At 58.3% G+C, this 26,257-nt stretch carries 21 protein-coding genes and 1 tRNA gene; 10 read left to right on the top strand and 12 right to left on the bottom strand.

What is annotated here, in order from left to right; all coding sequences use genetic code 11:
* Window positions 1-7 precede the first annotated feature (7 nt).
* Window positions 8-3,409, bottom strand: coding sequence for a bifunctional proline dehydrogenase/L-glutamate gamma-semialdehyde dehydrogenase PutA (gene putA, locus MHN28_RS06685; RefSeq protein WP_239337330.1), 3,402 nt, complete (start codon window positions 3,407-3,409; stop codon window positions 8-10).
* A 102-nt stretch (window positions 3,410-3,511) separates the two neighbouring features.
* Here putA and MHN28_RS06680 point away from each other — a divergent pair, with 102 nt between their 5' ends.
* Both MHN28_RS06680 and MHN28_RS06675 read left to right on the top strand, forming a co-directional pair.
* Window positions 3,512-4,000, top strand: a complete 489-nt coding sequence (locus tag MHN28_RS06680; protein WP_239337327.1) for an Lrp/AsnC family transcriptional regulator — start codon at window positions 3,512-3,514, stop codon at window positions 3,998-4,000.
* A 30-nt stretch (window positions 4,001-4,030) separates the two neighbouring features.
* Window positions 4,031-4,597, top strand: a complete 567-nt coding sequence (locus MHN28_RS06675) for a tetratricopeptide repeat protein (RefSeq protein WP_239337325.1) — start codon at window positions 4,031-4,033, stop codon at window positions 4,595-4,597.
* A 50-nt stretch (window positions 4,598-4,647) separates the two neighbouring features.
* Here MHN28_RS06675 and MHN28_RS06670 read toward each other — a convergent pair whose 3' ends face one another.
* The 7 genes from MHN28_RS06670 to MHN28_RS06640 form a co-directional block, all read right to left on the bottom strand.
* The gene (locus tag MHN28_RS06670; protein WP_239337323.1) at window positions 4,648-6,537 is read right to left on the bottom strand and encodes a PhoX family phosphatase; all 1,890 of its coding nucleotides are present in this window, start codon (window positions 6,535-6,537) and stop codon (window positions 4,648-4,650) included.
* 215 nt (window positions 6,538-6,752) lie between these two features.
* Window positions 6,753-7,748 (bottom strand): ABC transporter ATP-binding protein, encoded by a 996-nt coding sequence (locus MHN28_RS06665; protein WP_239337322.1) that lies wholly within the window; start codon window positions 7,746-7,748, stop codon window positions 6,753-6,755.
* Entirely contained in the window at window positions 7,745-8,779 is a 1,035-nt protein-coding gene (locus MHN28_RS06660) for a Gfo/Idh/MocA family protein (RefSeq protein ID WP_239337321.1), read from the bottom strand. The genes MHN28_RS06665 and MHN28_RS06660 overlap by 4 nt, the downstream gene beginning before the upstream one ends.
* Window positions 8,776-9,615, bottom strand: a complete 840-nt coding sequence (locus MHN28_RS06655; protein ID WP_239337320.1) for a carbohydrate ABC transporter permease — start codon at window positions 9,613-9,615, stop codon at window positions 8,776-8,778. The genes MHN28_RS06660 and MHN28_RS06655 overlap by 4 nt, the downstream gene beginning before the upstream one ends.
* Before the next feature lie 10 nt (window positions 9,616-9,625).
* Window positions 9,626-10,540, bottom strand: coding sequence for a carbohydrate ABC transporter permease (locus tag MHN28_RS06650; RefSeq protein ID WP_239337319.1), 915 nt, complete (start codon window positions 10,538-10,540; stop codon window positions 9,626-9,628).
* A gap of 71 nt (window positions 10,541-10,611) precedes the next feature.
* Window positions 10,612-11,865 carry an ABC transporter substrate-binding protein gene (locus MHN28_RS06645; RefSeq protein WP_239337318.1) on the bottom strand — a complete coding sequence of 418 codons (1,254 nt, stop codon included), beginning with the start codon at window positions 11,863-11,865 and terminating at the stop codon, window positions 10,612-10,614.
* A gap of 25 nt (window positions 11,866-11,890) precedes the next feature.
* Window positions 11,891-12,778, bottom strand: coding sequence for an N-acetylmuramic acid 6-phosphate etherase (locus MHN28_RS06640; RefSeq protein WP_239337317.1), 888 nt, complete (start codon window positions 12,776-12,778; stop codon window positions 11,891-11,893).
* A gap of 170 nt (window positions 12,779-12,948) precedes the next feature.
* On the opposite strand from MHN28_RS06640, the gene MHN28_RS06635 reads away from it, so the two are divergent.
* The 8 genes from MHN28_RS06635 to MHN28_RS06600 all read left to right on the top strand — a co-directional run bounded on the left by MHN28_RS06635 (window position 12,949) and on the right by MHN28_RS06600 (window position 21,849).
* Window positions 12,949-13,824, top strand: a complete 876-nt coding sequence (locus MHN28_RS06635) for a BadF/BadG/BcrA/BcrD ATPase family protein (protein WP_239337315.1) — start codon at window positions 12,949-12,951, stop codon at window positions 13,822-13,824.
* On the top strand, window positions 13,811-14,560 hold the full coding sequence (locus MHN28_RS06630; RefSeq protein WP_239337313.1) for a GntR family transcriptional regulator: 750 nt from the start codon (window positions 13,811-13,813) through the stop codon (window positions 14,558-14,560). Before MHN28_RS06635 ends, MHN28_RS06630 begins: the two co-directional genes overlap by 14 nt.
* Window positions 14,561-14,579: 19 nt before the next feature.
* Window positions 14,580-15,608, top strand: a complete 1,029-nt coding sequence (locus tag MHN28_RS06625; RefSeq protein WP_239337310.1) for an SIS domain-containing protein — start codon at window positions 14,580-14,582, stop codon at window positions 15,606-15,608.
* A complete protein-coding gene (gene nagA / locus MHN28_RS06620; RefSeq protein ID WP_239337309.1) occupies window positions 15,605-16,741 on the top strand; it encodes an N-acetylglucosamine-6-phosphate deacetylase in 1,137 nt (378 codons plus the stop codon). Before MHN28_RS06625 ends, nagA begins: the two co-directional genes overlap by 4 nt.
* Before the next feature lie 104 nt (window positions 16,742-16,845).
* A tRNA-Gly gene (locus MHN28_RS06615) sits at window positions 16,846-16,920 on the top strand.
* Between the two features lie 128 nt (window positions 16,921-17,048).
* Entirely contained in the window at window positions 17,049-18,869 is a 1,821-nt protein-coding gene (locus MHN28_RS06610; RefSeq protein WP_239337308.1) for an ABC transporter transmembrane domain-containing protein, read from the top strand.
* Window positions 18,870-19,023: 154 nt separating this feature from the next.
* Window positions 19,024-20,913, top strand: coding sequence for an acyl-CoA synthetase (locus MHN28_RS06605; RefSeq protein WP_239337307.1), 1,890 nt, complete (start codon window positions 19,024-19,026; stop codon window positions 20,911-20,913).
* Window positions 20,914-20,925: 12 nt separating this feature from the next.
* A complete protein-coding gene (locus MHN28_RS06600; protein WP_239337306.1) occupies window positions 20,926-21,849 on the top strand; it encodes an alpha/beta hydrolase in 924 nt (307 codons plus the stop codon).
* 4 nt (window positions 21,850-21,853) lie between these two features.
* Here the strand turns inward: MHN28_RS06600 and MHN28_RS06595 are convergent, their stop codons facing one another.
* The 4 genes from MHN28_RS06595 to MHN28_RS06580 all read right to left on the bottom strand — a co-directional run bounded on the left by MHN28_RS06595 (window position 21,854) and on the right by MHN28_RS06580 (window position 26,251).
* Window positions 21,854-22,690: an alkaline phosphatase family protein gene (locus MHN28_RS06595; RefSeq protein WP_239337305.1), complete on the bottom strand. Its 837-nt coding sequence runs from the start codon at window positions 22,688-22,690 to the stop codon at window positions 21,854-21,856.
* Between the two features lie 158 nt (window positions 22,691-22,848).
* Window positions 22,849-24,486, bottom strand: a complete 1,638-nt coding sequence (locus tag MHN28_RS06590; protein ID WP_239337304.1) for an ABC transporter ATP-binding protein — start codon at window positions 24,484-24,486, stop codon at window positions 22,849-22,851.
* Window positions 24,483-25,298, bottom strand: a complete 816-nt coding sequence (locus tag MHN28_RS06585) for an ABC transporter permease (RefSeq protein WP_239337303.1) — start codon at window positions 25,296-25,298, stop codon at window positions 24,483-24,485. Before MHN28_RS06585 ends, MHN28_RS06590 begins: the two co-directional genes overlap by 4 nt.
* Window positions 25,295-26,251 (bottom strand): ABC transporter permease, encoded by a 957-nt coding sequence (locus tag MHN28_RS06580; RefSeq protein ID WP_239337302.1) that lies wholly within the window; start codon window positions 26,249-26,251, stop codon window positions 25,295-25,297. The genes MHN28_RS06585 and MHN28_RS06580 overlap by 4 nt, the downstream gene beginning before the upstream one ends.
* Window positions 26,252-26,257: the final 6 nt, after the last annotated feature.

The raw sequence follows: 26,257 nt of genomic DNA, 5'->3' as shown, positions 1-26,257 counted from the left end.
GGTATGGTTACGCCGCACCTCCCAACAATGCTGCGTTACCGCCGGCGGCAGTGGTATCGACGCAAACATGGCGTTCGCCCAAGACCCGTGCCCGGTCCGGCAAGCCGGGGATCAGCGGCAGGATCGGACCGTCGCGGCGTGCGAGATGACGTTCGATCTCGCGTGCGGTCTGTTCATCGCCCCACCACAGAACGCCCGATAGGCCGGTCATGTTTTCCAAACGGTGCAGATCCAGAGCGCCTGTCGCCTGGATGGCTGTGCCGCCCAGTGCCTTGACCGCGTCGGCCTGTGCCTGCGCTGCATCAGCACCCGGTCCCATGCACAGCAATGGCGCACGCGGGAATTCACTCAGGCGGTTGGACTCACCGGTTGGGCCGGGCAAAGATTGGGCCCGCACCGGCGCTGGTTGGCCCTGAGTAACTGGCAGCTCGCTCATTGTGCTGTCCCACTGTGCACTGGACTGCTGCCGGTCCGGCGCGCAGAACCGGGCCATGTAGTTCGGTCCGCCAGCCTTTGGCCCCGTACCCGAAAGCCCCTCGCCGCCGAACGGTTGTGATCCCACGATGGCGCCAATCTGGTTGCGGTTAACGTAGATATTGCCGGCATGGACAGCCTCTGTGATGTGCTGGACCCGGTCATCGATGCGGGTGTGCAGCCCAAAGGTCAGCCCGTATCCGGTTGCGTTGATTGCGGCGATGACCTGATCGATTTCCGAGGCCTTGAAGCGTACGACATGCAGGACCGGGCCAAAAATTTCACGCTCCAGCGCTGATATGCCGGGTATCTCGATCAATGTCGGTGCGATGAACGTCCCTTCGGGCGGTACGGCCAGTTCCTTGAGGACGCGCCCCTCGGCACGCGCTTTGGATACGTGATCCGCAATGCCCTGGCGTGCGGCGTCGTCAATGACCGGACCGCAATCGGTTGAGATCTGCCATGGTTCGCCGATCTGCAAGGCCGCCATTGCGCCGGTCAGCATTGTCAGCAGGTCATCTGCGATATCCTCCTGCACATAGAGGCAGCGCAGGGCGGAACACCTTTGGCCTGCAGATTGAAACGCGCTTTCGATGATGGATTGTACCGCCTGCTCCGGTAGGGCGGTGCTGTCCACGATCATCGCATTCAATCCACCCGTCTCAGCGATGAGTGGCGTGCCCGGGCGGAGGTTATCTGCCATTGCGGAACGGATTTTCATCGCAGTTGCGGTCGACCCTGTGAAGGCCACGCCGGAAACGCGCGGGTCAGAGGTCAACGCTGCACCAACGGACGGTCCACCGGGCAACAATTGCAACGCATCACGCGGCACTCCGGCTTCGTGCAGTAGTTGAATCGCCCGATGTGCGATCAGAGGTGTCTGAGGTGCGGGCTTGGCCAGAACGGCGTTTCCTGTTGCCAGCGCCGCCGATATCTGGCCGGTGAAAATGGCCAATGGGAAGTTCCAGGGGCTGATACAGGTAAAGATGCCCGCGGGTTCAGCGTCGGGGATGTTCGCAGCGTAATAACGCAGGAAATCGACCGCCTCACGCAGCTCGGCCACCGCGTCGGGTACGGACTTTCCGGCTTCGCGCGCGAGCAGGGCAAAAAGCTCGCCGAAATTCGCTTCGTAGAGGTCCGCTGCCGCATTGAGGGTGCGTGCACGGTCGGCGGGCGGAGCCTGCCACGGTGAGGCTGTTGCCAGAGCCAACTCGACATCCTGCGCGCTGGCGGCGGCGACTGCACCCGGCCTGTCCTGTGGTTGTGCCGGGTTTGTGATTGGTTGGTCTTCTTCAGGGTTTGCATCCCCTGACAGAAGAGGTTGGGCATACCAATGGTGCGCCCGAAATGCGTCGCGCGCGGCGTCGATCCTGTCCAGCGTGGGTGTATGATGCAGGTCGAAACCCTTGGAATTCGGCCGTTCCGGTTGAAAAAGCTCTGGGCCGGTTGGCAAAGGCGGCACCTGATCCTGAATGGACAGGAACGGATCGGCCGCGACGTCTTCCGGCGGAACCGTCTCATCCACGATTTGGTTTACGAAGGACGAGTTTGCGCCGTTTTCAAGCAAGCGTCGTACGAGATAAGCTAGCAAATCGCGATGCGCCCCGACTGGCGCGTAGATTCGACAGCGGGTGTTGCCCTGATCCTTGACGATTTGGTGCAGCGTTTCGCCCATTCCGTGCAGTCGTTGGAACTCGAATGGTTGGGTGTCGGCCATATGAAGGATTGCGCTGACCGTGTGGGCATTATGCGTGGCGAATTGCGGATAAATCCGGTCGGTCATACCCAGCAGCTTGCGTGCGTTGGCGATATAGGAAACATCTGTTGCTGCCTTGCGGGTGAACACGGGGAATCCGCCGACACCTTCGACCTGGGCGCGCTTGATCTCGGTATCCCAATAGGCACCCTTCACAAGCCGAACCATCAGTTTGCGATCATGACGTTCGGCCATGCCATTCAGCGTATCCAGAACGATCCCGGCCCGAGGTCCATATGCCTGAACCACGATGCCCAGACCGTCCCACCCGGCAAGGGCAGGTTCGGCCATCACCGCTTCGATCACTTGCAGGGACAGGGACAGACGGTCCGCTTCTTCGGCGTCGATGTTCAGACCCATTCCTGCCGCTTTGGCCAACAGACACAGGGCCCGCAGACGCGGCACCAGCTCCTCCATCACGCGCTGTTCCTGCGCCAGTTCATAGCGCGGATGCAGAGCCGACAGTTTGACCGAAATTCCCGGATTGGCTCGGATGTCATCGTGGATGCAGGCTTCGGCTATTGCCGCGATCGCCCGCGAGTATGACAGGTGATAGCGGGCGGCATCCGCCTCGGTCCGCGCGGCTTCTCCAAGCATGTCGTAGGAATAGGTGTAGCCTTTGTCCTCCATTCCTTTTGCGCGGTCCATGGCGGATTGGATGGTCTCGCCCAGAACGAACTGGCGGCCCATTTCCTTCATCGCTCGTCCGACGGCTGTGCGGATCACCGGCTCGCCCAGACGTTTGATCGCCCCGCGCAACGCGCCAACCGGAGAGGTCTTGTCTTCGTCCAGTACCTTGCCGGTTAGCATCAGTGCCCATGTTGACGCGTTGACCAGCGAAGAGGACGACTGACCCAGATGCTTGCCCCAATCCGATGGAGCGATCTTGTCTTCGATCAGCGCGTCGATCGTGTCGGCATCGGGCACGCGCAGCAAAGCCTCGGCCAGGCACATCAGCGCGACGCCTTCATCCGTGGACAGGCCATATTCGGCCAGAAACACCTCCATCATGCCAGGCGAGGTGCTGGACCGGATGTCGCGCACCAACTGTGCCGCGGCCGAGCAAATCGCGGTGCGGTCGGTTTCGCTCAGGTCGGCATTGGCGATCAACGCGTCAAGAATGTCAGATTGATCGGCATAGGTCTGGCCATCAATCAGGGTGCGCAGGCTGTGTGACATAGGTCCTCCGGTCTTTTGTGTAATATAGTGTCGAAAATTCAGGACGATTGCCTTATTTTTTCCAAGTGATAGGCGAATGGCCTGTTTTTGAGGTTGTCTACGATGCAAAAAGACTTTCCGGGGCTGGACCGGTTCGACAGATCAATCCTTGCGATTCTGGCCGAAGACGGCCGGATACCCGTTGCCGATCTTGCGCGGCGTATCGGGCTGTCCAAGTCGCCCACTCAAGCACGTGTGAAGAGACTTGAGGCCGAAGGGGTCATCACGGGATATCGCGCTTTGCTTGACCCAATCCGCCTGGGTCTGGACCACGTCGCCTTTGTCGAAGTCCGGTTGACGGACACGCGCGAGAAAGCGCTGGCCGAGTTCAATGCGGCCGTTCGGAAGGTGCCTGAAATCGAGCAAGCCCATATGATTGCTTCGAATTTCGACTATTTGTTAAAAATCCGGACCGGCTCGATGTCTGAGTACCGCGCGGTTTTGGCCGAGAAAATCTCGTCTCTGCCACACGTCGCAAACACCTCGACCTTCGTGGCGATGGAGGCGGTGAAAGAGACCGGAGTGTCCGGGGCCTTGGACGGGGTGGGTTGACGTAAGCCACACACGCGTCACCATTGGTGCATGAAACAGATTGCTTCTGCTTGTTTGTTGTACGTTGCGCTGTCAGTCGCGGCCAATGCCCAGGATTGCCCGGTCGCGCCGGACCATTCCGCCGACGTATCGGCAATTATCGCGCAAATTCAGGATGCCGAGAACGAACAAGCCGCCCGCGTCTTGTCGAACCAACTCTGGGAGTTTTGGACGGACGCACCTGACGAAAGTGCGCAGGCGGTGCTTGATCGGGGAATGACGCGTCGAAATGCGTGGGACTTGCTGGGCGCAATTGAAGACTTCGACAGGTTGATTGCGTACTGCCCATCTTACGCCGAAGGGTATAACCAACGCGCATTTGCCCATTATTTGCGGCAGGACTTTCAGTCCGCTTTGCCCGATCTGGACAGGGCCATCGAATTGTCGCCGAACCATGTTGCCGCGATCAGCGGTCGCGCACTGACCTTGCTGGGGCTTCAGCGTATCGATGAGGCGCGGGAGGCATTGTCTCAAGCATTGGAGCTGAATCCGTGGCTTTCTGAACGCCATCTGATGGCCCCCGGAGGACCGCTCGCACTACCGGGTGAAGATATCTAAAAAAAACGCCCCCGAACCGTAAGGTCGGGGGCGTTTCGATTCTGAAAATCTTAACCAACCAAATCGTTGTCGGCGCGCTTGATCGTGATCACGGATGAGCGCGGCGTACCGCCATCCGGCCAATTGCTGCCGGGGTGCTGAATGCCGACGAACATGGTACGCAGGTCGCTGGACCATGCCAGACCGGTGACTTCGCAGCCATTCGGACCGGTCATAAACCGCACGATTTCACCGGTAATGGGATCGCCAACCAGCATCTGGTTGTTGCCGTTCCCTGCAAAGTCGCCCTCGTTGTCGTCATTGCCGTCTGTCTGGATCCAGATCAGGCCGGTCGAGTCGATGACCATGCCGTCGGGCGAGTTGAACAGGTTACCCTCGTTCACGTTTTCCGAACCAGCGCGGTCGTCCGAATGAACGGTCGGGTTGCCTGCCATGACGTACAGGTCCCAATCGAACCCTTCGGCAGCGTGGTCGTCATTTGCCGGACGCCAGCGTACGATCTGACCGTACTTGTTGGCCTCGCGCGGGTTAGGTGCGTTGACGGACGTGTCATCACCACCGGCGTTCGGCTTCACACCACGGTTTTTGTTGTTGGTCAGGCAGCAATAGGCCTCGACCGCAACAGGGCTGGAGGCCACCCACTCAGGGCGGTCCATGGTGGTGCCGCCGGCCTTGGATGCGGCCATGCGGGTGAAGATGGAAATCTCTGCCGCTTCCATGCCGGTGGTTTCAGGCGTCAAAGGCAGCCATTCTCCGGTCGCATCATCGTTGAACTTGGCGACGTAGAGTGTGCCGTCATTCAGCAGTCCCTCGGTCTCGCCGCCCGGCTGGTAAGTGCCGTTCGAGACAAACTTGTACAGGTACTCGCCCCGTTCATCGTCGCCCATGTAGACCACTACACGACCGTCTGCGGCCAGGGTGACCTCAGCGTTCTCATGCTTGAAACGACCCAGACCAGTGTGCTTGACCGGTGTGCTGTCCGGCTTGGTCGGGTCGATTTCAACGATCCAGCCCGCGCGATGCGGTTCGTTCGGGTTTTTTGACGTGTCGAAACGCGGGTCGAACAGCTCATACCCGTTCCAGCTTTCGGCCTTGACGCCATAGCGCTTAAACCCGTCTGCGACCTTCTGGTCATAGCTGGCGTTTTCGTCCGACGAGCCGAAGTAGCCGTTAAAGTTCTCTTCGCAGGTCAGGTAGGTGCCCCAAGGCGTCTTGCCCGCACCACAGTTGTTCATGGTGCCCAGCGAGGATGTGCCGGTCGGGTCAGCTTCGGTCTTCAGCAGATCGTGACCAGCGGCGGGGCCGACGATCTTCATCGGGGTATTGTGGTGGATGCGACGGTTGAAGGGGCTGTCTTTGACAACCGACCAGCCATCGGGACCTTCGGCGATTTCCATCACGGTCACACCCTGAATGTTCTGGAATTTCAGAACATCGTCAGCGCTGGCCGGGACACCTTCCTGCGCAGCAGGCAGGTTGATCTTGCGGTTCGGATATTCGTGGTTGATCGCGATCAGTTCGTGACCCTGGAACGAGAAGGTTTCCATCCCGTCGGTGTTTTCTCCAAAGATGCGATCCGATTTCTCAACCGGGCCACCATCGGTGATGTCATAGCCATCAGCGTCCGAGAACAGCGGGTCACCCCAGCGCGTCATGACCTTCCACTCATACCCTTCGGGCACATGGACGGTGCCATCAGTCTGTGCGGCGATCGGAGTGAAAGCGAAACGCGAGGCTTCGACGGCCTGAGCCGAGGTTGAACCCAGCAGGCCTGTACCCATGGCAGCGGCGCCGGAGCCGAAGGCAACTACGCCAGCCAGAAATCCCCTGCGCGAGATGGCGCTTTCAACGACGCGGTCAAAGTCGTTTTCCTCGGGGCGCGGGAAGTGCAGCTCGTCCCAATCGTCGGCGGACAGGTTGGTCGAATCGACGTCTTTCATGAATGGCTCCTGGCTGTCTTGAGAAAGATTATGAGAGCCATGTAGGGCGTCTTTGTGACACAAACTTAACAACCCGATTAACGACGTTGTTATGCCAGCTGGGATATCCAAAATAACCAAAGGAAGGGCAGAAGTACGCCGATGTGTTCTGTCGGTTTTGCGGACTTTTTGTGGTTGGCAGAATCGCGTTGTGGGCTCCCACAAAAGCAAATGGTTCAGCCTAGGCGCTGTCCGGCCTCATTGAACCGATAGGCTTTGTCTTCAGAGTATGCGAATCGCAGTTCCTGCCCCTCCGAGATCGAATGCTGCCCAAACAGGCGCGCTGTCACCGCGTGATCCTGAACGTTGGCGATGACATTTGTATCCCCGCCGAGTTTTTCGACATGACTGACCTGTGCCGCAAGCGGACCGTCATCAGACAGGAACAGGTCTTCGGGGCGAATTCCGATGGTGTTTTGCCCACCATCCTGCAGCAGCGCCTCGGGCAGGAAGTTCATGGAAGGCGAGCCAAGGAATCCGGCCACAAACTGATTGGCGGGGTTGTTGTACAACTCCATCGGGCTGCCGATCTGTTCAACGCGACCGTCGCGCAGCACAACGATCTTGTCCGCCAGAGTCATGGCCTCGGTTTGGTCGTGGGTTACGTATATCATCGAAGCATCTAATGCTCGGTGCAGGTTGGCGATTTCGATACGCGTGTTCATACGCAGGGCGGCATCCAGATTGGACAGCGGCTCGTCAAACAAGAAGAGTTTGGGTTCGCGGACAATGGCGCGTCCGATCGCAACCCGCTGACGCTGGCCGCCGGATAACTCAGACGGGTAGCGGTCCAGATAAGGCTCAAGATTCAGCATGCGGCTGGCATTGGCTACACGTTCTTCAATCACCTGCTTTGGCTGTTTTTCCTGCTTCAGCGCCAGGGTCATGTTCCCGCGCACGCTGAGATGGGGGTAGAGCGCATAGCTCTGAAACACCATCGCGATGCCGCGCTTGGATGGCGGTACCAGATTGACTTGTTGCCCACCAATGCTGATTTCGCCCGAGGATGCATCTTCAAGTCCGGCTATTACACGCAGCAGAGTGGACTTGCCGCAGCCCGATGGGCCGACAAAAACGACGAATTCGCCTTCTTCGACCTCCAACGTGATGTCTTTGAGAACGTGCACATTGCCGAAGGATTTGTTCACGTTGTTCAGCGTCAGGGCAGTCATTTCGATGGCTCCTCAAGGGAAACGGGTTGCCCGGTGCGGATACTTTCATCCGCGGCCAGACAAATGGCGAGGGATTGGACGGCGTCATTCATATGGCGCGTCAGATCGATTTCTTCAGCGATGGCGCGCAGCATGTAAGCCTGTTCAGCATCGCAGAGTTCCTGATGGCCGGGTTCATCGGGCATATCAATTGTGCGATCAACTTCTGGCGTGTGAACAAGCAGGCCACCGATTTTCGTATGGCCGTCTATATCGGCGGAGGCCCCCTTGTTTCCGTCGGTAATCGAAACGGACCCGTTGGGGGATACGATATCTTTCACGAAGAACGCGGTTTCGGACATCATCGGACCCCAGCCGGCCTCATACCAGCCGACCGAACCATCATCGAAGATCACCTGAAACTGGCCGTAGTTGTACATATCCGGCGCGATCTCATCTGACAGACGCAGGCCCATGCCATGCACCCGGACGGGCTGCGCATCGGTGATCTGGCACATCACGTCGACATAGTGCACGCCGCAATCGACGATGGGTGAGGTGGTCTGCATCAGTGCCTTGTGCGTTTCCCACTCCGATCCCGACGATTGCTGGTTCAGGTTCAGGCGGAACACATATGGGCCACCAAGATTTCGCGCCTCATCAATCAATCGCATCCACGAGGGGTGATGGCGCAAGATATACCCGACCACCAATTTACGGTTCAGGCGAGTGGCAGTCTCAACCACGCGCCGCGCGTCGGCGACATTGGTGGCGAGTGGTTTTTCGACGAATACATGCGCGCCAGCCTCCATCGCCGCACAGGCATAGTCGGCGTGGCTATCTGAGTAGGTGGCGACCACTACCAAATCAGGTTTTGTTTCGGTCAACGCTGCTGCGAAATCCGAATAAGCTGGATAGCCTGCAAGTTCTGGGTGATCCACACGGCCAGACCGGTTCACCAATCCTACGATCTGCGCGTCGGGATGTTGATGATGTGCCAGCGCGTGGCTCAATCCCATATTGCCAAGGCCTGCAATCAGAACACGGGTCATTTGACAGCTCCTGAAGTGATGCCGCGGATCAGTTGGCGTGAGAAGATGACATAGAGGATCAACACCGGCAGGATCGCCATCGACAGGGCCGACAGGACCGCGTTCCAGTCGGTGACGAACTGCCCGATGAAGACCTGGCTGCCCAGCGTAAGCGTCTTGGTCTCCTCGGCAGGTGCGAGGATCAGCGGGAACCACAGGTCGTTCCAGATCGGGATCATGTTGAACACGGCCACCGTTGCCATGGCAGGGCGGACAAGGGGCAGAACCAGCCGGAAGAAGATTGTATATTCCGACAGTCCGTCGATACGCCCGGCATTCTTTAGGTCGTCACTGACCTGCCTCATGAATTCGGACAGAATGAAGACGGCCAGTGGTAATCCTTGCGCTGTGTAAACCAGTATCAGTGCCCAGAGCGTGTTCACCAAACCGGTGGCCACCATCATCTCAAGGATCGCCACGGTGCCGATACGGATCGGGATCATGATCCCCAGCGCAAGGTACAGGCCCATGACCAGATTGCCTTTGAACTGGTATTCGGACAGCGCATAGGCTGCCATTGCGCCGAACAGCAGGACAAAGAACAGCGATGCAACGGTGACGATCATCGAGTTCTGGAAGTAGAGGAAGAAATCCCCCTGCTTCATCACCGTCTCATAGCCGATCATTGAAAAGCTGTCGGCGTTTGGAAACGCCAGCGGTTCGCGAAAGATCGCTCGACGGGATTTGAAGCTGTTGATCAGGATCACAAAAACCGGGAACAGGGCGATCAGAGTGTACAGGATCAGCGCGCCGTGCATTGCGATCATGTTGAGGGGGTTATGACGTGCTTTGTTCATCGTTTGACCCTCACAATTGATACCGGCGCATCCGGGTCTGGATACCGAACAGATAGATACACACACCGACGAGGATGATCGCGAACATCGCCCCCGCGATGGCAGACCCCATATGCGGATCGCCCAGTTGCAATTGGAAGCCGAAGAAGGTGCGATACATGAAAGTACCCAGAATATCAGTCGAGAAATCCGGCCCCGCCAGAGCGCCTTGGGCGGCATAGATCAGGTCGAACGCGTTGAAATTGCCCACGAAGGTCAGGATCGAGATGATGCCGATCGACGGAAGGATCAGCGGCAGTTTGATCTTCCAGAAGGCCGCTGCCCCGGTGATTCCATCAATCTCGCCAGCCTCAAGAATTTCTTCAGGGATGGTCAGCAGGGCAGCATAGATCAGCATCATCGGGATGCCCACGAACTGCCAGACCGAGATCAGCGCCAGCGTGGTCAGCGCGTATTCCTCTTTCCCGAGCCAAGGAGCGAAAAGAAACTTTAGCCCGACGGCGTCCAGCATGGAAGGCGCGATGCCCCAGATCGGGGACAGGATCAGCTTCCAGGCGAACCCGACGATCACGAAGCTCAGGATCGTGGGGATGAAAATCGCAGACCGGTACAGTGCTGCGAACCGCAGGCGAGGGTGGCTGAGCAGGGCGGCCAGCGCGATCCCAATCGGGTTCTGAACCAGCATGTGGATCAGGAAGAACCAGAAGTTGTTGCCCAATGCGTTCCAGAACTGTTCAGACCAGATAGGGTCGAAAAATAGTGTTTGAAAATTCTGCAATCCAACAAAAACACGGCTCTGATCGATCTCGGTGTAGAGCGCCAACCGCAGCGTGTTGAACAGCGGAAAGATCATCACCGCCGTGTAGACGAGAACGGCCGGTGCAAGAAACACGACGATATGCCAGCGGAAGCGGGGGCGGTTCATGGGATTGCTTTCAAAGGGGTGTCGGGATTACCCGGGCGATCATCGCCGCCCGGGTAGTGTTGAGGCCAGACTTACTGGTGCGGCGCGTACCAGGAGGACAGGCCTTTCTGCAGATCTGCGCCCAGTTCCTCGGGGGTGCTGGCACCCTTGATGGCGGCAACAGATGCGCCCCAGGTCTCGTTCTCAAGGTTTGGCGTGCCACGCGACAGGATTTGATAGGTCGAGCGGATAGTCGATTCACATTCATCGCGCCAGCCGACGAACTCCTTGGCTAGCGGGTCCTGCAGTTCTACCGGAGTGTTAGACAGCGGGAAAAAGCCAGGCACAGCGTTGCCAAAGATTTCCGCGAATTCGGGGCTTGCGACCCAAGCCAGGAACGTTTCAGCCGCCTCGGGATGCTCGGTCGCGGCATTCATGCCGATGCCGATATCTGTGTGGTCAGAGATATAGCAGGTGTCGCCTGCATTTTGGACCGGTGGCTTGAACGCGCCCATTTCGAAGTCGGCCTGCGTGTTGAAGCCTGCAATCTCCCACGAACCTGCGGGGTAGATTGCGGCACGGCCCAGCGTGAAGATATTCTGGCTGTCGGGATAGGTCTGCGCTTCGTACCCGTCACCCAGATACTGACCCCAACGTGCAAGAGTGGCGTAGGGCGCCGTCCATGGCTCGTCCGTCAGTTTTTGTTCGCCGGCGATCAGGGCTTGGCGACCTTCCTCGCCTTTCCAGTAGTTCGGACCAATGTTGTTGTAGCCCATAGTGGCGGCTTCCCATTGGTCGTTGGTGCCCATCGCCATTGGGATGTAAGTGCCGTCTTCCTTGATCTTGTCGAGTGCAACAAAGAACTCGTCTTCGGTGGTCGGAACCTCAATACCCAGTTCGGCAAACGCGTCTTTGTTGTAGATGAAGCCGTGGATCACCGAGGCCATCGGAACACAGAAGCTGGCTGATCCATCGTCCGTCTGCCAAGCGGATTTAGCAACATCCGAGAAGTTGCTCATCGCTTCGACCGAGGATAGGTCGGTCAGGTGGCCAGCTTCATACAGAGCCAGAGAAGCGTCGAAGGGTCGGCACGTGATCAGGTCTCCGGCCGAGCCTGCATCTAGTTTCGAGTTCAGGACCGCGTTGTATTCTGCTGGGGCTGACGGGGTGAATTGCAGTTTGATTCCGGGATGTTTTGCTTCAAAGGCCGGAATGATTTGCTCCTGCCACAAAGTCAGGTCGTCATTACGCCAGCTTTCGATGATCAGCGTGACGTCTTCGGCATAAGCACTTGACGCCATCAGGGTCGTGCCCAGTAAGGCCAGTTTCAGGCTATTGCGTTTCATTGTTGTTCTCCCAGTTGGTTAGCAGTCAGTTGTCTTGGTCCAGCGCGGAATTCAGAACGCCACCACTTGCGTCCAAAGTGGCGCAGGCATCCACAGCGGACATGCCCCGCGCCGCGATTAATATTGCCGGTTTCACGTCTCCGCTTGCGGCCTTCAGGGCGTGTTTCGCCGTTTCTGTGTCGACCTCGGCGATCCGGGCGACGATACCAGTGGCTCGCGCGCGCAGCTTGTCATTATCGGCGCGCAGATTGACCATCATTCCGGCGTGAACATGGCCCAGTTGCAGCGCCATAAGAGACGAGAGCATGTTGAGTGCGATTTTTTGGGCCGTTCCTGCGCCCATACGCGTTGAGCCTGAGATCAGTTCCGGAGGCGTCGCCAGTAGAATGGGAATATCGGCATTCTTCAGCAAAGGGCTGCCTGCGTTATTGGCAATCCCGATAACGGTCGCGCCGCGCGAGCGGGCGATGTTGCTGGCGGTCAGGGTATACGGGGTCGATCCGCTAGCGGACACTGCAATCACAGTGTCCATTTGCTGCAACTGAGTCAGTTCGTTCTCCAACCCGTCGGCCACATCTTCTGCGCCTCCGTGCATTTCGACCCCCGTCGGCAGACCACCAGCCATATGAATGCGAAGTTGGCTCGCGGGGATCGAGAAGGTGCCGCCCAGCTCTTGCGCATCGGCGGCGGCCATCAGGCCGGATGAACCCGCCGCCACGTAGTGCAGCGTTCCGCCAGCACTGATCGCCTGCGCCATGGCCGAGCTTCCTTGCGCGATCGCCTCAAGCGCATCCCGCACTGCGGTTGCGGCGGCGATCTGCCCTTCAGCCAGCGCTTTGGCTGATGCAAGCGGGTCCCGCGAGTCCAGCTTGATTGCGTCCGGATGCAGTTGTTCGGTCGACGGCAGCGCCAAAAGAATCCCCTCCTTTGCGTTTCGTTTACAATACCTATTTAATACCACTTGTCCATAATTTTATTTTCCTCAACGAAATCGAGGATTTTGGAGGAATATCGCTGGAAAGGTGCCGAATTCGCTCAACTTCGCTCTTTCTAAATCTCAATAGGTATTATAATGGTATTGTCATGACTGAGTCTCTGAACAGTGCCGTACTTGCCGTAGATGGGGGTGGAACCAGATGCCGCGTTGCTTGTGAGGCCAGTGGTATTGTCCAATCTGTGGAAACCGGGGCCGCGAATGTCTCAACTGATTTTGACGCGTCCATCCGGCAGATTCAGGCAGGGTTTGCGCAGATGGCGCAAATGCTGGGTGTTGAGCAGCAGGACCTTGTCCGATTGCCCGCCTTTGTTGGCCTTGCCGGAGTCACTGACGACCGGATTGCCAGTCGCGTTAAGGCGTCTCTGGGGCTTGCCCATGCGCGCGTTATGGATGATCGCCCCGCCGCGCTGCGTGGAGCGCTGGGCGCACAGGACGGATTGATTGTGCATTGCGGCACAGGATCCTTCATCGCGTCTCAGAAGAAAGGCGTGATGCGTTTTGCCGGTGGTTGGGGGCCGGTTCTGGGAGATGAGGCGTCGGCGCAGTGGGTCGGGCGACGTGCGCTGGCGGAAACACTGGATGCCGTCGACAACGTTCATGCCTCTTCCGCTTTGACGCAAGAATTGATGACAGAATTCGGCGGTGCAGCCGGGATTGTTGATTTCGCCGGAGATGCTACGCCGAGGGAGTTCGGCGCGTTGGCCCCAAAGGTGACCTCTGCAGCGGTTTCCGGAGACATTGTTGCTACGCGCGTCATGCAGGCAGGTGCCGCGTATGTCACTGAGATGATCCAACGCCTTGGGTGGCGGCGCCAGGTGACAATCTGCCTTACCGGCGGCATTGCGCCTCATTACGCAGAGTACCTGCCGACTGAAATGCAGTCTGCTATTCAACGCCCATTGGGCGAACCACTGGCCGGAGCGCTGGCGCTGGCGAAGGAGGTCCAAAATGAGCATCGCTGAGTTTCTTCGCTCTGATCTATGGTTGACCCCAGAAAACGGCCCTCGATACGTGCAGTTGCGGCGCAGGTTGCAAGAAGGGATCGACACCGGTGTACTTGCGCCAAACTCGTCGCTTCCATCCGAGCGGGAGCTTGTTGAAATCACGGAATTGTCCCGCGTGACCGTTCGCAAGGCAATTCAGGAACTGGTGCAGGAAGGCGTGATCGAACAGCGTCAGGGATCCGGCTCGTTCATTCGGGAACGTGTCCCGCGCGTCGAACAATCGCTGAAACATTTGACTTCTTTCACCGAAGACATGTCGAGCCGCGGGATGCAGACCACCTCAAAATGGCTGGAGCGTGGAGTTTTTGCGCCAACAACCGAAGAGGTCACCGCCCTGAATTTGGCGGAAGGGGAACAGATATCCCGCATCTATCGCCTGCGCGAAGCGAACGGGCGTCCGCTGGCACTGGAACGGGCCGCGTTGCCGCTGGATATTCTGCCAAACCCGATCGAAGTGACCACATCTCTGTACGAAGTGCTCGAAGCTCTGGGACGTCGCCCGGTGCGCGCCGTACAGAAGATTTCAGCGCTGAACCTCGCCGCGCGAGAGGCGGAACTGCTGGAAGTCCCCGAAGGTGCGGCAGGCCTGAACATCGAGCGTCTCTCATTTCTGAAAAACGGGCGGGTCGCCGAGCTGACGCGATCGCTCTATCGCGGCGACGCCTACGATTTCGTCGCTGAATTGCGCCTATAGCCGGAAGGACCGGGATCACATGTCCGAGAAAACATCGAAAATGCGTCAGGAAATTCTGGAGATCCCTGATGCCGTCGAAAGATTGCTAACCCTGGGTGCAGACAACATCCGGAAATCCGCCCAAAGCGTTAGGGATACGAAGCCTCGCTTTCTGATTTCAGTTGCGCGGGGGTCTTCTGATCATGCCTGCAGCTATCTGAAATACGCCAGTGAGTTGCTGCTGGGTTTGCCGGTTGCCTCGGTTGGTCCGTCAGTCAGTTCGATTTATGGAGCGGACCTGAAAGCAACAGGATCGGTTTGCCTGTCCATTTCCCAATCGGGGCAAAGTCCGGATATCGTGGGATTGACCCGTTCTTTGCGATCGTCCGGAGCAATGACAGTTGCGGTCACCAACAATACAGAATCGCGGCTGGCAGAGGTGGCGGATGCGGTACTGCCATTGCACGCCGGTCCGGAACTCAGCGTCGCTGCGACCAAGACTTTCGTAACCTCGCTGGTGTCCGGTCTGTGGTTGTTGGCGGAAGTTAAAGGCGATTCCGAGTTGGTCCGAGCAATTAAGAACTTGCCAGAATACCTGGCGCAAGCAGCACAGTGTGACTGGTCGGCGGCGGCGGATACGATCACAGGGCGCTCATTGTTTACGCTAGGCCGCGGACCATCCTATGCGATTTCCGACGAAGCCGCGCTGAAGATCAAGGAAACCTGCCAGATTCACGCCGAAAGCTATTCTTCGGCCGAAGTGCTGCATGGGCCGGTCTCGATTGTCGAAGAAGGGTTTCCTGTGATTTCATTTGCTGCCGCAGATGCCGCCGAGAAGACCTCGGCCGAAGCCGCAGACGCGCTGGCGGAAAAGGGGGCGGCGGCCTTTGCTACAACGGACAAAGTAACACGGGCACAGGCCCTTCCGGTCGTTCGGACAGATCACTGGATTACCGATCCGATCACTGCCATCACGTCGTTTTACAGTATGGTCGAGGCCGTCGCCAGCGCGCGTGGGATCGACCCGGACGCGCCGCGGCACCTCAAGAAAGTGACAGAGACGGTATGACAGAGCGCAAAACGATCATTCGCAATGGGCCGATCTTCGATGGAGACCGGTTGCTGCACGGCCACGCGATTGTGTTCCGTGAAGGGCGGGCGGGTCAGCTATTGCCCGAGGGCGAGTTGACCGAAAAAGGCGATACGATCGATCTTAAAGGCGATATTCTGAGTCCCGGATATGTTGATCTGCAGGTCAACGGTGGCGACGGGATCATGTTCAACGATGATCCTTCGGTTGAAACGATCCGCAGAATCGCCAGTGCGCACCGGCGGTTGGGTGTGGCATCCTTGCTGCCCACATTGATTACCGACAGCGCCGACAAAACTTGGGCGGCTATAGATGCCGCAATTCAGGCTGTTCGCAAACAAGTGCCCGGGGTCGCCGGGCTGCATCTGGAGGGGCCACATCTGTCGGTGGTACGCAAAGGAGCCCACGACGCCGATCTGATCCGCCCGATGGAGGAGGCGGACCTGAATGCGTTGATCTCCGCCTCTGACGCGCTTCCCTGTCTGAAAGTCACCGTGGCCCCCGAAAGTGTCTCGGAACAGCAGGTCCGGACGATGAGCGAAGCGGGTGTCCTCGTATCTTTGGGGCACACCGATGCCGATTTCGCAACATGCCAGCGGTATGTCGCCGCCGGAGCCCGGTGCGTGACCCATCTGTTCAATGCGATGAGCCAACTGGGCAATCGCGAGCCGGGCTTGGTCGGTGCGGCGCTGGCAAACGGGGGCCTGTCAGCAGGGCTGATCGCGGACGGGATCCATGTACACCCGGCCGCCATGCGGACGGCCTGGGCTGGGAAATCCACCCCCGGACGCATCTTCCTGGTCAGCGATGCGATGGCCGTCGCGGGCACAGATCAAAGCGAATTCGATTTGGAGGGCCGCAGAATCACGCGCACCGATGGCAGGCTGACCTTGGCGGATGGAACGTTGGCGGGCGCGGATCTCGACCTGACGACCGCTGTTGGCGTCCTCGTCGACAAAGTCGGCGTACCGTTGCAGGACGCATTGACTGCGGCCATCAGCTATCCGGCACAACTGATCGGATTGGCCCGGTCAGCGGCTTTGGAATATGGTTCCATGATCCGAATTTCCGCCGGGTTCGACAAATGTGATTGGTTGCCGGATCGGGGCTGAGGTCGCCTCAGGCGGGCGAAATAGCAGCTCGCAACGAATTTGAAATCTGCGTCCGAACTGCGCTTGACGGCATCTGACGCATCGCATAAACCAACCAACGCTGAGCGGGCGTCGTATACTGGCTATTACCTCAGCCTTCCAAGCTGATGAAGCGGGTTCGATTCCCGCCGCCCGCTCCAAGTCAGCCCCAAAATTCTGCGTCAAATGGCCCTTATGGGCAGCCATTTCACATGGTGCTTCTTGACCCCGGCTGCAGCGGTCGCCAAGAAGCGTACACTTAAGTGCGAACATGACGTAAGGGCCGAATATGGCAAACTCCGCCTCAGGCAATCCCAAGGGCAAACCCGCGCCCGGCGCCACGGAAGAGCGCGCGGGCTCGCGGAAAATAGGCGTTTTGGCCTCACTTTGGCCATTTATGAAGCCCTACCGTTTGCTGATGATAGGCGCGACATTTGCCTTGGTTCTGACGGCCAGCATGACCCTGACGCTGCCGCTTGCGGTGCGAAGGGTTGTCGACAATTTCCGCATCGAAGACGGTGAGTTGCTGGACTGGTACTTTCTGGCAGCCCTGGTCATCGCGGCGATTCTGGCAGTGGGGACGGGTATCCGCTATGCGTTGGTGACCCGGCTGGGTGAGCGTGTTGTGGCCGATATCCGCAAAGCCGTGTTTGACCGCGTCATCGGGATGAGCCCCGAGTTCTACGAAAGGATCATGACCGGAGAGGTTCTTAGCCGTATCACCACGGACACGACGCTGATTCAGTCCGTGCTCGGATCGTCGGTATCAATTGCGCTGCGCAATATGCTTTTGTTCGTGGGCGGGTTGGTCTTGATGCTTCTGACCTCTGCCAAGCTGACGGGCATGGTGCTGCTGCTGATTCCTGTTGTCGTTGTGCCGATCCTTGTGATGGGGCGTCGTCTTCGGGTGCTCAGTCGCGAAAACCAGGATTGGATCGCGGCTTCGTCCGGCAACGCGGGCGAGGCGCTGGGCGCGGTGCAAACGGTTCAGGCCTTTACGCACGAACAAGCCAGCCGCAAGCAGTTCGGCGACATGACCGAAACATCTTACTCGGTCTCACTGCGGCGAATTCAGACGCGTGCGGTGATGACGGTTATCGTCATTTTCCTCGTGTTTTCAGGCATTGTTGGTGTGCTGTGGATGGGTGCGAATGACGTCCGTAATGGCGTGATGACCGAAGGTGTTCTGATCCAGTTCGTAATCTACTCGATCATCATGGCCGGCTCTGTTGCCGCCCTGTCCGAGATTTGGAGCGAGCTGCAGCGCGCCGCAGGCGCGACCGAGAGGTTGGTTGAGTTGCTCAATGCCCAAGACACCGTGATTGATCCGGCCAAGGCAAAATCGCTGCCGACGCCGGTACGTGGCGAGATCCGCTTTGACGACGTCACGTTCCGCTATCCGGCGCGGCCGGATATTGTGGCGCTGGATCACATGTCTTTGGCGATCAATCCTGGTGAGACCGTGGCTTTCGTAGGTCCGTCTGGTGCTGGCAAAACCACAGTCATCCAGATGATCCAGCGCTTCTATGATCCGGATGCAGGTCATGTCAGCCTTGATGGTGTCGATCTGCGCGACCTTGATCGTTCGGATTTCCGGCAGCACATGGCGCTGGTGCCGCAGGACCCGATCATCTTTGCAGCCTCGGCCCGTGAAAACATCCGGTTTGGTCGGTTGGATGCAACAGACGCCGAAGTTGAAGCAGCGGCCCGTGCGGCTGCTGCTGACGAGTTCATCTCGAAGCTGCCCGAAGGGTATGACAGCTTTGTTGGCGAGCGCGGCGTGATGCTGTCAGGCGGCCAGAAACAGCGTATCGCGATTGCCCGCGCCATCCTGCGCGACGCGCCGGTTCTGTTGCTGGACGAGGCAACCTCAGCATTGGATGCCGAAAGCGAACGCGCGGTGCAAGGTGCCGTCGATCAGATGCGCGCCGGTCGGACCACGCTGATCGTGGCGCACCGCCTGGCGACCGTCAAAAAGGCGGATCGGATCGTGGTGATGGAGGCCGGTCAGATTGTGGCGCAGGGCACGCATGAGGATCTGGTTGTTCAGGATGGTTTGTATGCCCGCCTGGCACGCCTGCAATTCACCGATGGCGTCGCGGCTGAATAGCCTGACGTCGCGGAACTCAAATATACGCCGCTGCGTAATTCTACAATTTTGGGCATGGCCCCTCTAACCCGTCGCTTGCACCTGCGGGGTTTTCCTCCCATCTTGAAGGGGAAAAATCCGCGCGCGACGTGGGAATAAAATAGGGAGGAGCCACATGGCCTTTGTGGGTTTGGAAGACAAGGCAAGAATTGAGCAGGAAATGTCGTGGGAGGATCGGGACGTTCCGGTTACCTTCCATCAGTTGCTGTCGCGTACGGCTGGTAAATTCCCCAACAACAATGCGATCAGCTTTCAACTCATGTCAGGCCCGACGGACAAGGCCGAAACCCTGACGTGGTCGCAACTTCTAGGCAAGGTCAATCAGGCGGCGAACCTGTTCCGGTCTTTGGGCATCGGTGAAAAAGACGTGGTGGCCTATGTGCTGCCCAATTGTAACGAAACGCTGGTCACCATGATGGGGGGCGCGGTTGCAGGTATTGTGAACCCGATCAACCCGCTGCTTGAGCCTGAACAGATCGCTGCAATCCTGCGCGAAACCGGCGCCAAAGTGGTTGTGACGCTCAAATCATTCCCCAAGACGGATGTGGCGCAAAAGGTCGAAGAGGCGGTGCGCCATGCGCCCAATGTCAAAACGATCCTCGAGATTGACCTCAACCGCTATCTGACGCCGCCAAAATCCTGGCTGGTGCCGTTCCTGCGCCCCAAAATGGGCGACAAGGAACACCTGGCGCATGCGGACTACAAGAACTTCAACAAGGAATTGGCCAAGCAGCCGACGACTCTGACTTTTGTGGACAGCAAGGAAGATCGGGTCGCCTGCTACTTCCACACCGGTGGTACGACGGGTATGCCGAAGGTTGCACAGCACAAATACTCGGGCCTGATTTACAATGGTTGGCTTGGACACACGCTGCTGTTCTCGGACGAAGACGTGATCATGTGCCCACTGCCCATGTTCCACGTATTTGCCGTCCACGTGATCATGATGGCCGCAGTGTCGTCCGGCGCGCATGTGGTCTTCCCGACACCCGCAGGATATCGCGGCGACGGCGTGTTCGACAATTTCTGGAAGCTGATCGAACGCTGGAAGGTGACGTTCATCATCACCGTTCCAACCGCAATTGCCGCCAAGATGCAGCGCCCGGTCGATGCGGATATCTCAAGCGTAAAGACCGCATTCTCGGGCTCGGCACCTTTGCCGGTCGAACTGTTCCGACGCTTTGAAGAGGCAACCGGCGTGACCATCGTGGAAGGCTACGGCCTGACCGAAGCCACATGTCTGGTGTCCTGCAACCCGGTGGATGGGGAAAAGAAGATCGGCTCGATCGGTATTCCGTTCCCCTATACGGATGTCAAAATCCTGCAAGATGGCCCTGATGGCCCGAAGGAATGCGACGCGGACGAGATCGGTGAGATTTGCATTTCGAACCCCGGCGTATACGCGGGCAATACCTATACCGAGGCGGACAAGAACGTCGATCTGTACCACTTCGACAAATACCTGCGTACTGGCGATCTGGGTCGGTTTGACGAGGACGGTTATCTCTGGATTACCGGCCGTGCCAAGGACCTGATCATTCGCGGCGGCCACAACATTGACCCGGCCGAGATCGAAGAAGCCCTGCTGGGCCACGATGCCGTCGCCTTTGCCGGGGCCATCGGTCAGCCGGATGCCTATTCGGGCGAGGTGCCTTGCGCCTTTGTCGAACTGGTCGATGGGGCCTCGGTGACCGAGAAGGAGTTGATGGAGTATTGCGGTGTGCACGTCCATGAGCGCGCGGCACAGCCCAAGCATATGACCATTCTGGACGAGCTGCCCAAAACTGCCGTCGGTAAGGTCTTTAAGCCCGAGCTTCGCAAACAGGCCATCACGCGCATCTACAATGGCGCGCTGGAAGACGCAGGCCTTGACGCGCGGGTAGTGTCTGTCATCGACGATAAGAAGCGTGGACTTGTCGCACAGCTTGACGCGAAGGGTTCCTCAGAGGACGATGTCAGCAAAGTGCTGGGATCGTTCACCCGGCCATGGGAGTGGGCTGCCTGACCGGGAGGGAACATGGATTATGAACGTCTGATTGATGAAGAAACCTGGGCGTTCATAAAACGAACGGCTGAAAGCTATCCGGATGACGCAGTCGACCTGTCGATTGAGGATCAGCGCCGCGTGTATGACACGATGTGTGCGGACTTTCGCCAGCCCCGCCCACAAGGGGTCGAAACTGAGGACAGGCAGGCCGAAGGCGTGCCCGTCCGCGTCTACACTGCGGGCAATCCAACGCGAACCGTCATCTATTTCCATGGTGGCGGTTTTGTTGTTGGGGGTTTGGACAGCCACGACGACGTTTGTGCCGAGATTTGTGCACAGACCGGGTATCGTGTTGTGGCTGTGGATTACCGCCTGTGCCCGGAACACCTGCACCCTGCGCAGTTTCAGGACAGCTGGACCGTCACGAACTGGGCGATGCAGGAATTCGGCGACCCGATTGTCCTTGCTGGTGACAGCGCTGGTGGCAACCTGGCTGCGGCGGTTGCACAACATGGGCGAGGGCGGCTGGAGAATGTGCTGGGCCAGGTTCTGATCTACCCCGGTTTGGGCGGTGACAGCACGCAGGGTTCGTATATCGAACACGCCCACGCGCCGCTTTTGACGCTGGACGAAATTGTTTTCTATGAAAAGGTTCGGTGTGGCGGCAACGTTCCGCAAAACGACCCGACATTTGCCCCGCTTCACGACACAGACTTCTCGGGCCTGCCGCCAACCGTCGTGGTAACTGCTGATTGCGACCCTCTGCGTGATGACGGACCCATCTATTGCGAAGAGATCACCGCCGCTGGCGGTCAGGCGCATTGGATCAATGAGCCGGGGCTCGTCCACGGCTATCTCCGCGCGCGAACATCCGTGAAGCGGGCGGCAGACAGCTTTGAACGGATCTCGGTCGCAATCGAGGCGTTGGGCCAGCAGATCTGGCCCTACGACTGATCCCTTATTTCAAGAACGGGGCGGCTTTCATGGTTTCGGCAACAGGCGCGCCAATTCGGTTCAGGATTGTAGGCGCAAGCTGTAGCTGATCGATCACCGTGTCGACCTCAGGACCTTCAGCGTCACCAAAGTAGTAAAGCGCCGTTTCCTGCTGCAACGGACCGCGTCCGCCGTGGTGCCCGCGTTCGTCCTGCCCGTGATCGGCGGTCACGATGACCTCGTACCCCAACTGTCGCCAACGGGGGATGAAAGGCGCGAGCATCTCGTCCATGACGAAGCAGGCATGGTCCATCTCTTCGCAATCATGGAAGAACCGGTGCCCCATACAGTCCAGCGTGCAAGTGTGTAGGATACCGTAATCCAGCCCAAAGCGAAGGCACAGGTTAGTCAGAGTACCAAACAGGTCGACATCTGACGGAGTCATCTGATTGACCTTGCCATAACCGGTCATGCTGTGGAATCGACCGTGGTTGATGGTCTGGCTGTCTGGTTCGTCGTATTCAACATCGCGGACATAGTCGAATGGGTGACGGTTGAAGAACTGCGACCAATAGCTGTGAGTAACTGCGCCGGTTACGCCGCCAGCTTCGCGGACTTGGCTGAAGATATCCTTATGGCTCAGGCGGAAAACGTTTCCGTTGCCGGTGCAACCGTGTTCCTGAGGCGTGACACCGGTGTGGATCGAAGCATAGCAGCTGGCCGATGTAGACGGCAGAACGGCGCGCAGTTTCCAGACCCGCGCCTCGCCGCTGTCGACCCAACCTTCCAAGTTGCCAAACAAGCGCCGGAAATTGCGCCACGGAACACCGTCCAGGATGATGAGGAGTAGTTTGCGGTCCATGTCATTGGCCTTTTGACTAGATATTTCTGGCGACCCTAGGAGATTCGTGATCAGGGGTCTGCCTGTTCGCGCCCCCAATAGCAAAATCCCGACACCTGTCATCTAACAAGGTGCCGGGATTTCGATTTTTCACCAAACTGTCACAGAAAGGGGAGGGATCAGTTCCCGGCGCTTTCCATTTTTCGGTGGGCGACGACCTCTTCCAGCCAGCCCAGATGCATTTCGGGCACCGAGCTAAGCAGCAGGTCGGTATAGTCGTCGAACGGCGGGCTCAGAACCTGAGATTTCGGGCCATAGCGAACGACGCGACCCTGATACATCACTGCGATGCTGTCGCTGATTGCACGCACTGTCGCCAGATCGTGGGTGATGAACAGGTAGGCCACATCCTCGATCTTTTGCAGATCCAGCAGCAGCTTCAGAATGCCGTCCGCGACCAGAGGGTCAAGCGCCGAGGTGACCTCATCGCAGATGATCATCTTGGGCTTGGCCGCCAGCGAGCGCGCAATACACACACGCTGTTTCTGACCACCTGACAGTTCCGCCGGATAACGATCGATGAACTTTTCGCCCAGTTCGATCTCATCCAGCAATTCGATGATCCGCTTGCGCTTTTCGGCACCGCGCATGTTGAAGTAGAACTCCAACGGGCGGCCTATGATCGTGCCAACGGTCTGACGCGGATTCATCGCCACGTCGGCCATCTGATAGATCATCTGCAGTTCGCGCAGGTCTTCGCGGGATCGGCCTTTCAGATCGCCACTAAGCTTGCGCCCGGCAAAGGTGATCTCACCATCACGCGGCGGCAGCAGACCGGTGATCACCCGAGCCAGCGTGGATTTGCCCGAGCCGGATTCACCCACAACAGCCAGAGTCTGCCCGGGATGAAGCTCGACATTGACGTTGTGCAGTACGTCGAAATTCAGCCCCTTGTAGCGCGCGGTGATACCATCAACGCTCAGAACCGGTTCCGGTGTTGGCTTTTTCTCTTCGTGCTCAATGGAGCGGACGGAGACCAGAGCCTGCGTATACTCCTCTTGCGGATTGTTGATGATCTGATCGGTATGGCCATACTCGACTGTGTTGCCCATCCGCAGAACCATGATGTCGTCGCTCACCTGAGCCACAACAGCAAGGTCGTGCGTGATATAGAGCGCTGCAACGCCGGTATCAGCAATAGCCTCTTTGATCGCCATCAGAACGTCGATCTGTGTGGTCACGTCCAGGGCCGTGGTGGGTTCGTCGAACACCACCAGATCGGGTTCAGGGCACAAAGCCAGCGCAGTCATGCAGCGTTGCAACTGACCACCCGAGACCTGGTGCGGATAGCGTTCACCGATATTCTCCGGGTCGGGCAGACCCAGCTTGGCGAACAATTCGCGCGCGCGGCCCTCAGCCTCTTTGCGGCTGAACTTCTTTTGTTCGACCGCAGCCTCAACCACCTGATCCATGATCTTCTTGGCCGGGTTGAAAGAGGCAGCGGCGGATTGAGAGACGTAAGTGACCTCGCCGCCACGCAGTTTGCGAATATCGCTGTGCGACGTCTTGAGGATATCGCGCCCGTTCACCCAGACTTCGCCGCCGGTGATTTTCACACCACCCCGGCCATAGGCCATCGAGGCCAGACCGATGGTGGACTTGCCGGCCCCGGATTCTCCGATCAGCCCCAGCACCTTGCCGCGCTCGAGGTCAAAGCTGACCCCATGCACGATTTCGATGTCATGGGGTTTTTCACCCGGCGGGTATACGGTCGCGCCGATTTTGAGGTCGCGGACCTTGAGAAGGGTATCACTCATCCCCGACCTCCTTTCAGCGATGTAGTACGGTTCAGGACCCAGTCAGCGACAAGGTTGACCGAAATGGCCAGCGTCGCGATGGCCACAGCGGGGTACAACGCCGCGCCGATACCGTAAACGATGCCGTCCTTGTTTTCCTTCACGATGCCGCCCCAGTCCGCCAGCGGCGGCTGAACGCCCAGACCCAGGAAGGACAATGTCGAGACGAACAGAACCGCAAAGATAAACCGCAAACCCAGTTCCGCGACCAGCGGTGACAGGGCGTTTGGCAGGATCTCGCGGAAGATGACCCAGACCTGACCTTCACCGCGCAGGCGCGAGGCCTCAACATAATCCATCACGGCGATATCGACAGCGACGGCGCGGGCCAAGCGGTAGACCCGAGTGGAGTCCAGCAAGCCCATGACCAAGATCAAAACCGGGATTGTCACCGGCACCATGGCCAGAACGACCAGCGCGAAGATCAGGGTCGGGATCGACATGATAAGGTCTACTGCACGGGACATGACCTGATCGGCCCATCCGCCCAGAACGGCGGCCAGAAACCCAAGTATCGAACCGGTTACGAAGCTGAGGATCGTCGCGGCGGTGGCGATGAAGATCGTCGTGCGCCCGCCATAGATCATGCGGCTGAGAAGATCGCGGCCAATATTGTCGGTGCCCAGCCAGAATTGCGAGCTGGACGGCTCCCACACGTCGCCGACCACTTCGGCCATGCCGTAGGGGGCCAGCAGGGGCGCAAAGATCGCGATGATGAAGTACAGGGCTGTGAAGGCCAGCCCGATCATTGCAGAGATAGGGATGTTCTTCATTTCGGATGCCTCAGCCTTGGGTTGGCCAGAATGGCAACGATGTCTGCAATCATGTTCAGTCCGATATAGATGGCAGCGAAGATCACGCCGCAGGCCAGAACCACCGGCACGTCACGCTTGGTCACGTGATCGACCAGATACTGTCCCATACCGGGATAGACGAACACCACCTCAACCACGACGACGCCGACAACCAGATAGGCCAGGTTCAGCATCACCACGTTGACGATAGGCGCGACCGCGTTGGGGAAAGCATGGCGGTAGATGACCTGAAAATTGCTCAGACCTTTCAGCTCGGCCGTTTCCACATAGGCCGACTGCATTACGTTCAGGATTGCCGCCCGGGTCATGCGCATCATATGCGCCAGAACGACCAGCGTCAGCACGATGACCGGCAGAGCAATGGAGTTCAGCTTTTGCCCGAAGGACATGCTGTCATTGATCATGGCCAGAGGCGAGAACATGCCCAGCTTGACAGCAATGAAATAGACCAGAACGTAACCGATCAGGAATTCAGGGATGGAAATCGTGGTCAGGGTCACAGCTGAAATCAGCTTGTCCGGCCAGCGATTGCGATAGCGGACGGCCAGAAGGCCGAGAAAGATGGCAAGCGGAACCGATACGACTGCGGCCCAGAACGCCAGAAACAGAGTGTTACCCAGACGACTGCCGATCGAGTCTGCAATATCCAGTTTATTGGTCAGTGACTGACCCAGATCGCCCTGCAGAATGCCGCCCAACCATTCGAAATAGCGGGTCAAAGCGGGACGGTTGAGGCCCATTTCTTCGCGCAGGTTTGCCAGCGCCTCGGGGGTTGCGGATTGGCCAAGGACCGCTTGTGCAGCGTCCCCGGGCAGGGCTTCAGTGAGGCCGAAAATCAGAGCCGATGCACCGAAGAGAAGCAGGAGTCCCAGCGCAAGGCGCTGGGAAACCAGTTTGATGATTGGATGCATTAACCG

The organism is Ruegeria sp. Ofav3-42, from assembly GCF_022347725.1.
GTDB lineage: Bacteria > Pseudomonadota > Alphaproteobacteria > Rhodobacterales > Rhodobacteraceae > Ruegeria.
The sequence above is the reverse complement of the archived record's forward strand: the minus strand, read 5'-3'. Positions and strand labels throughout refer to the sequence as shown.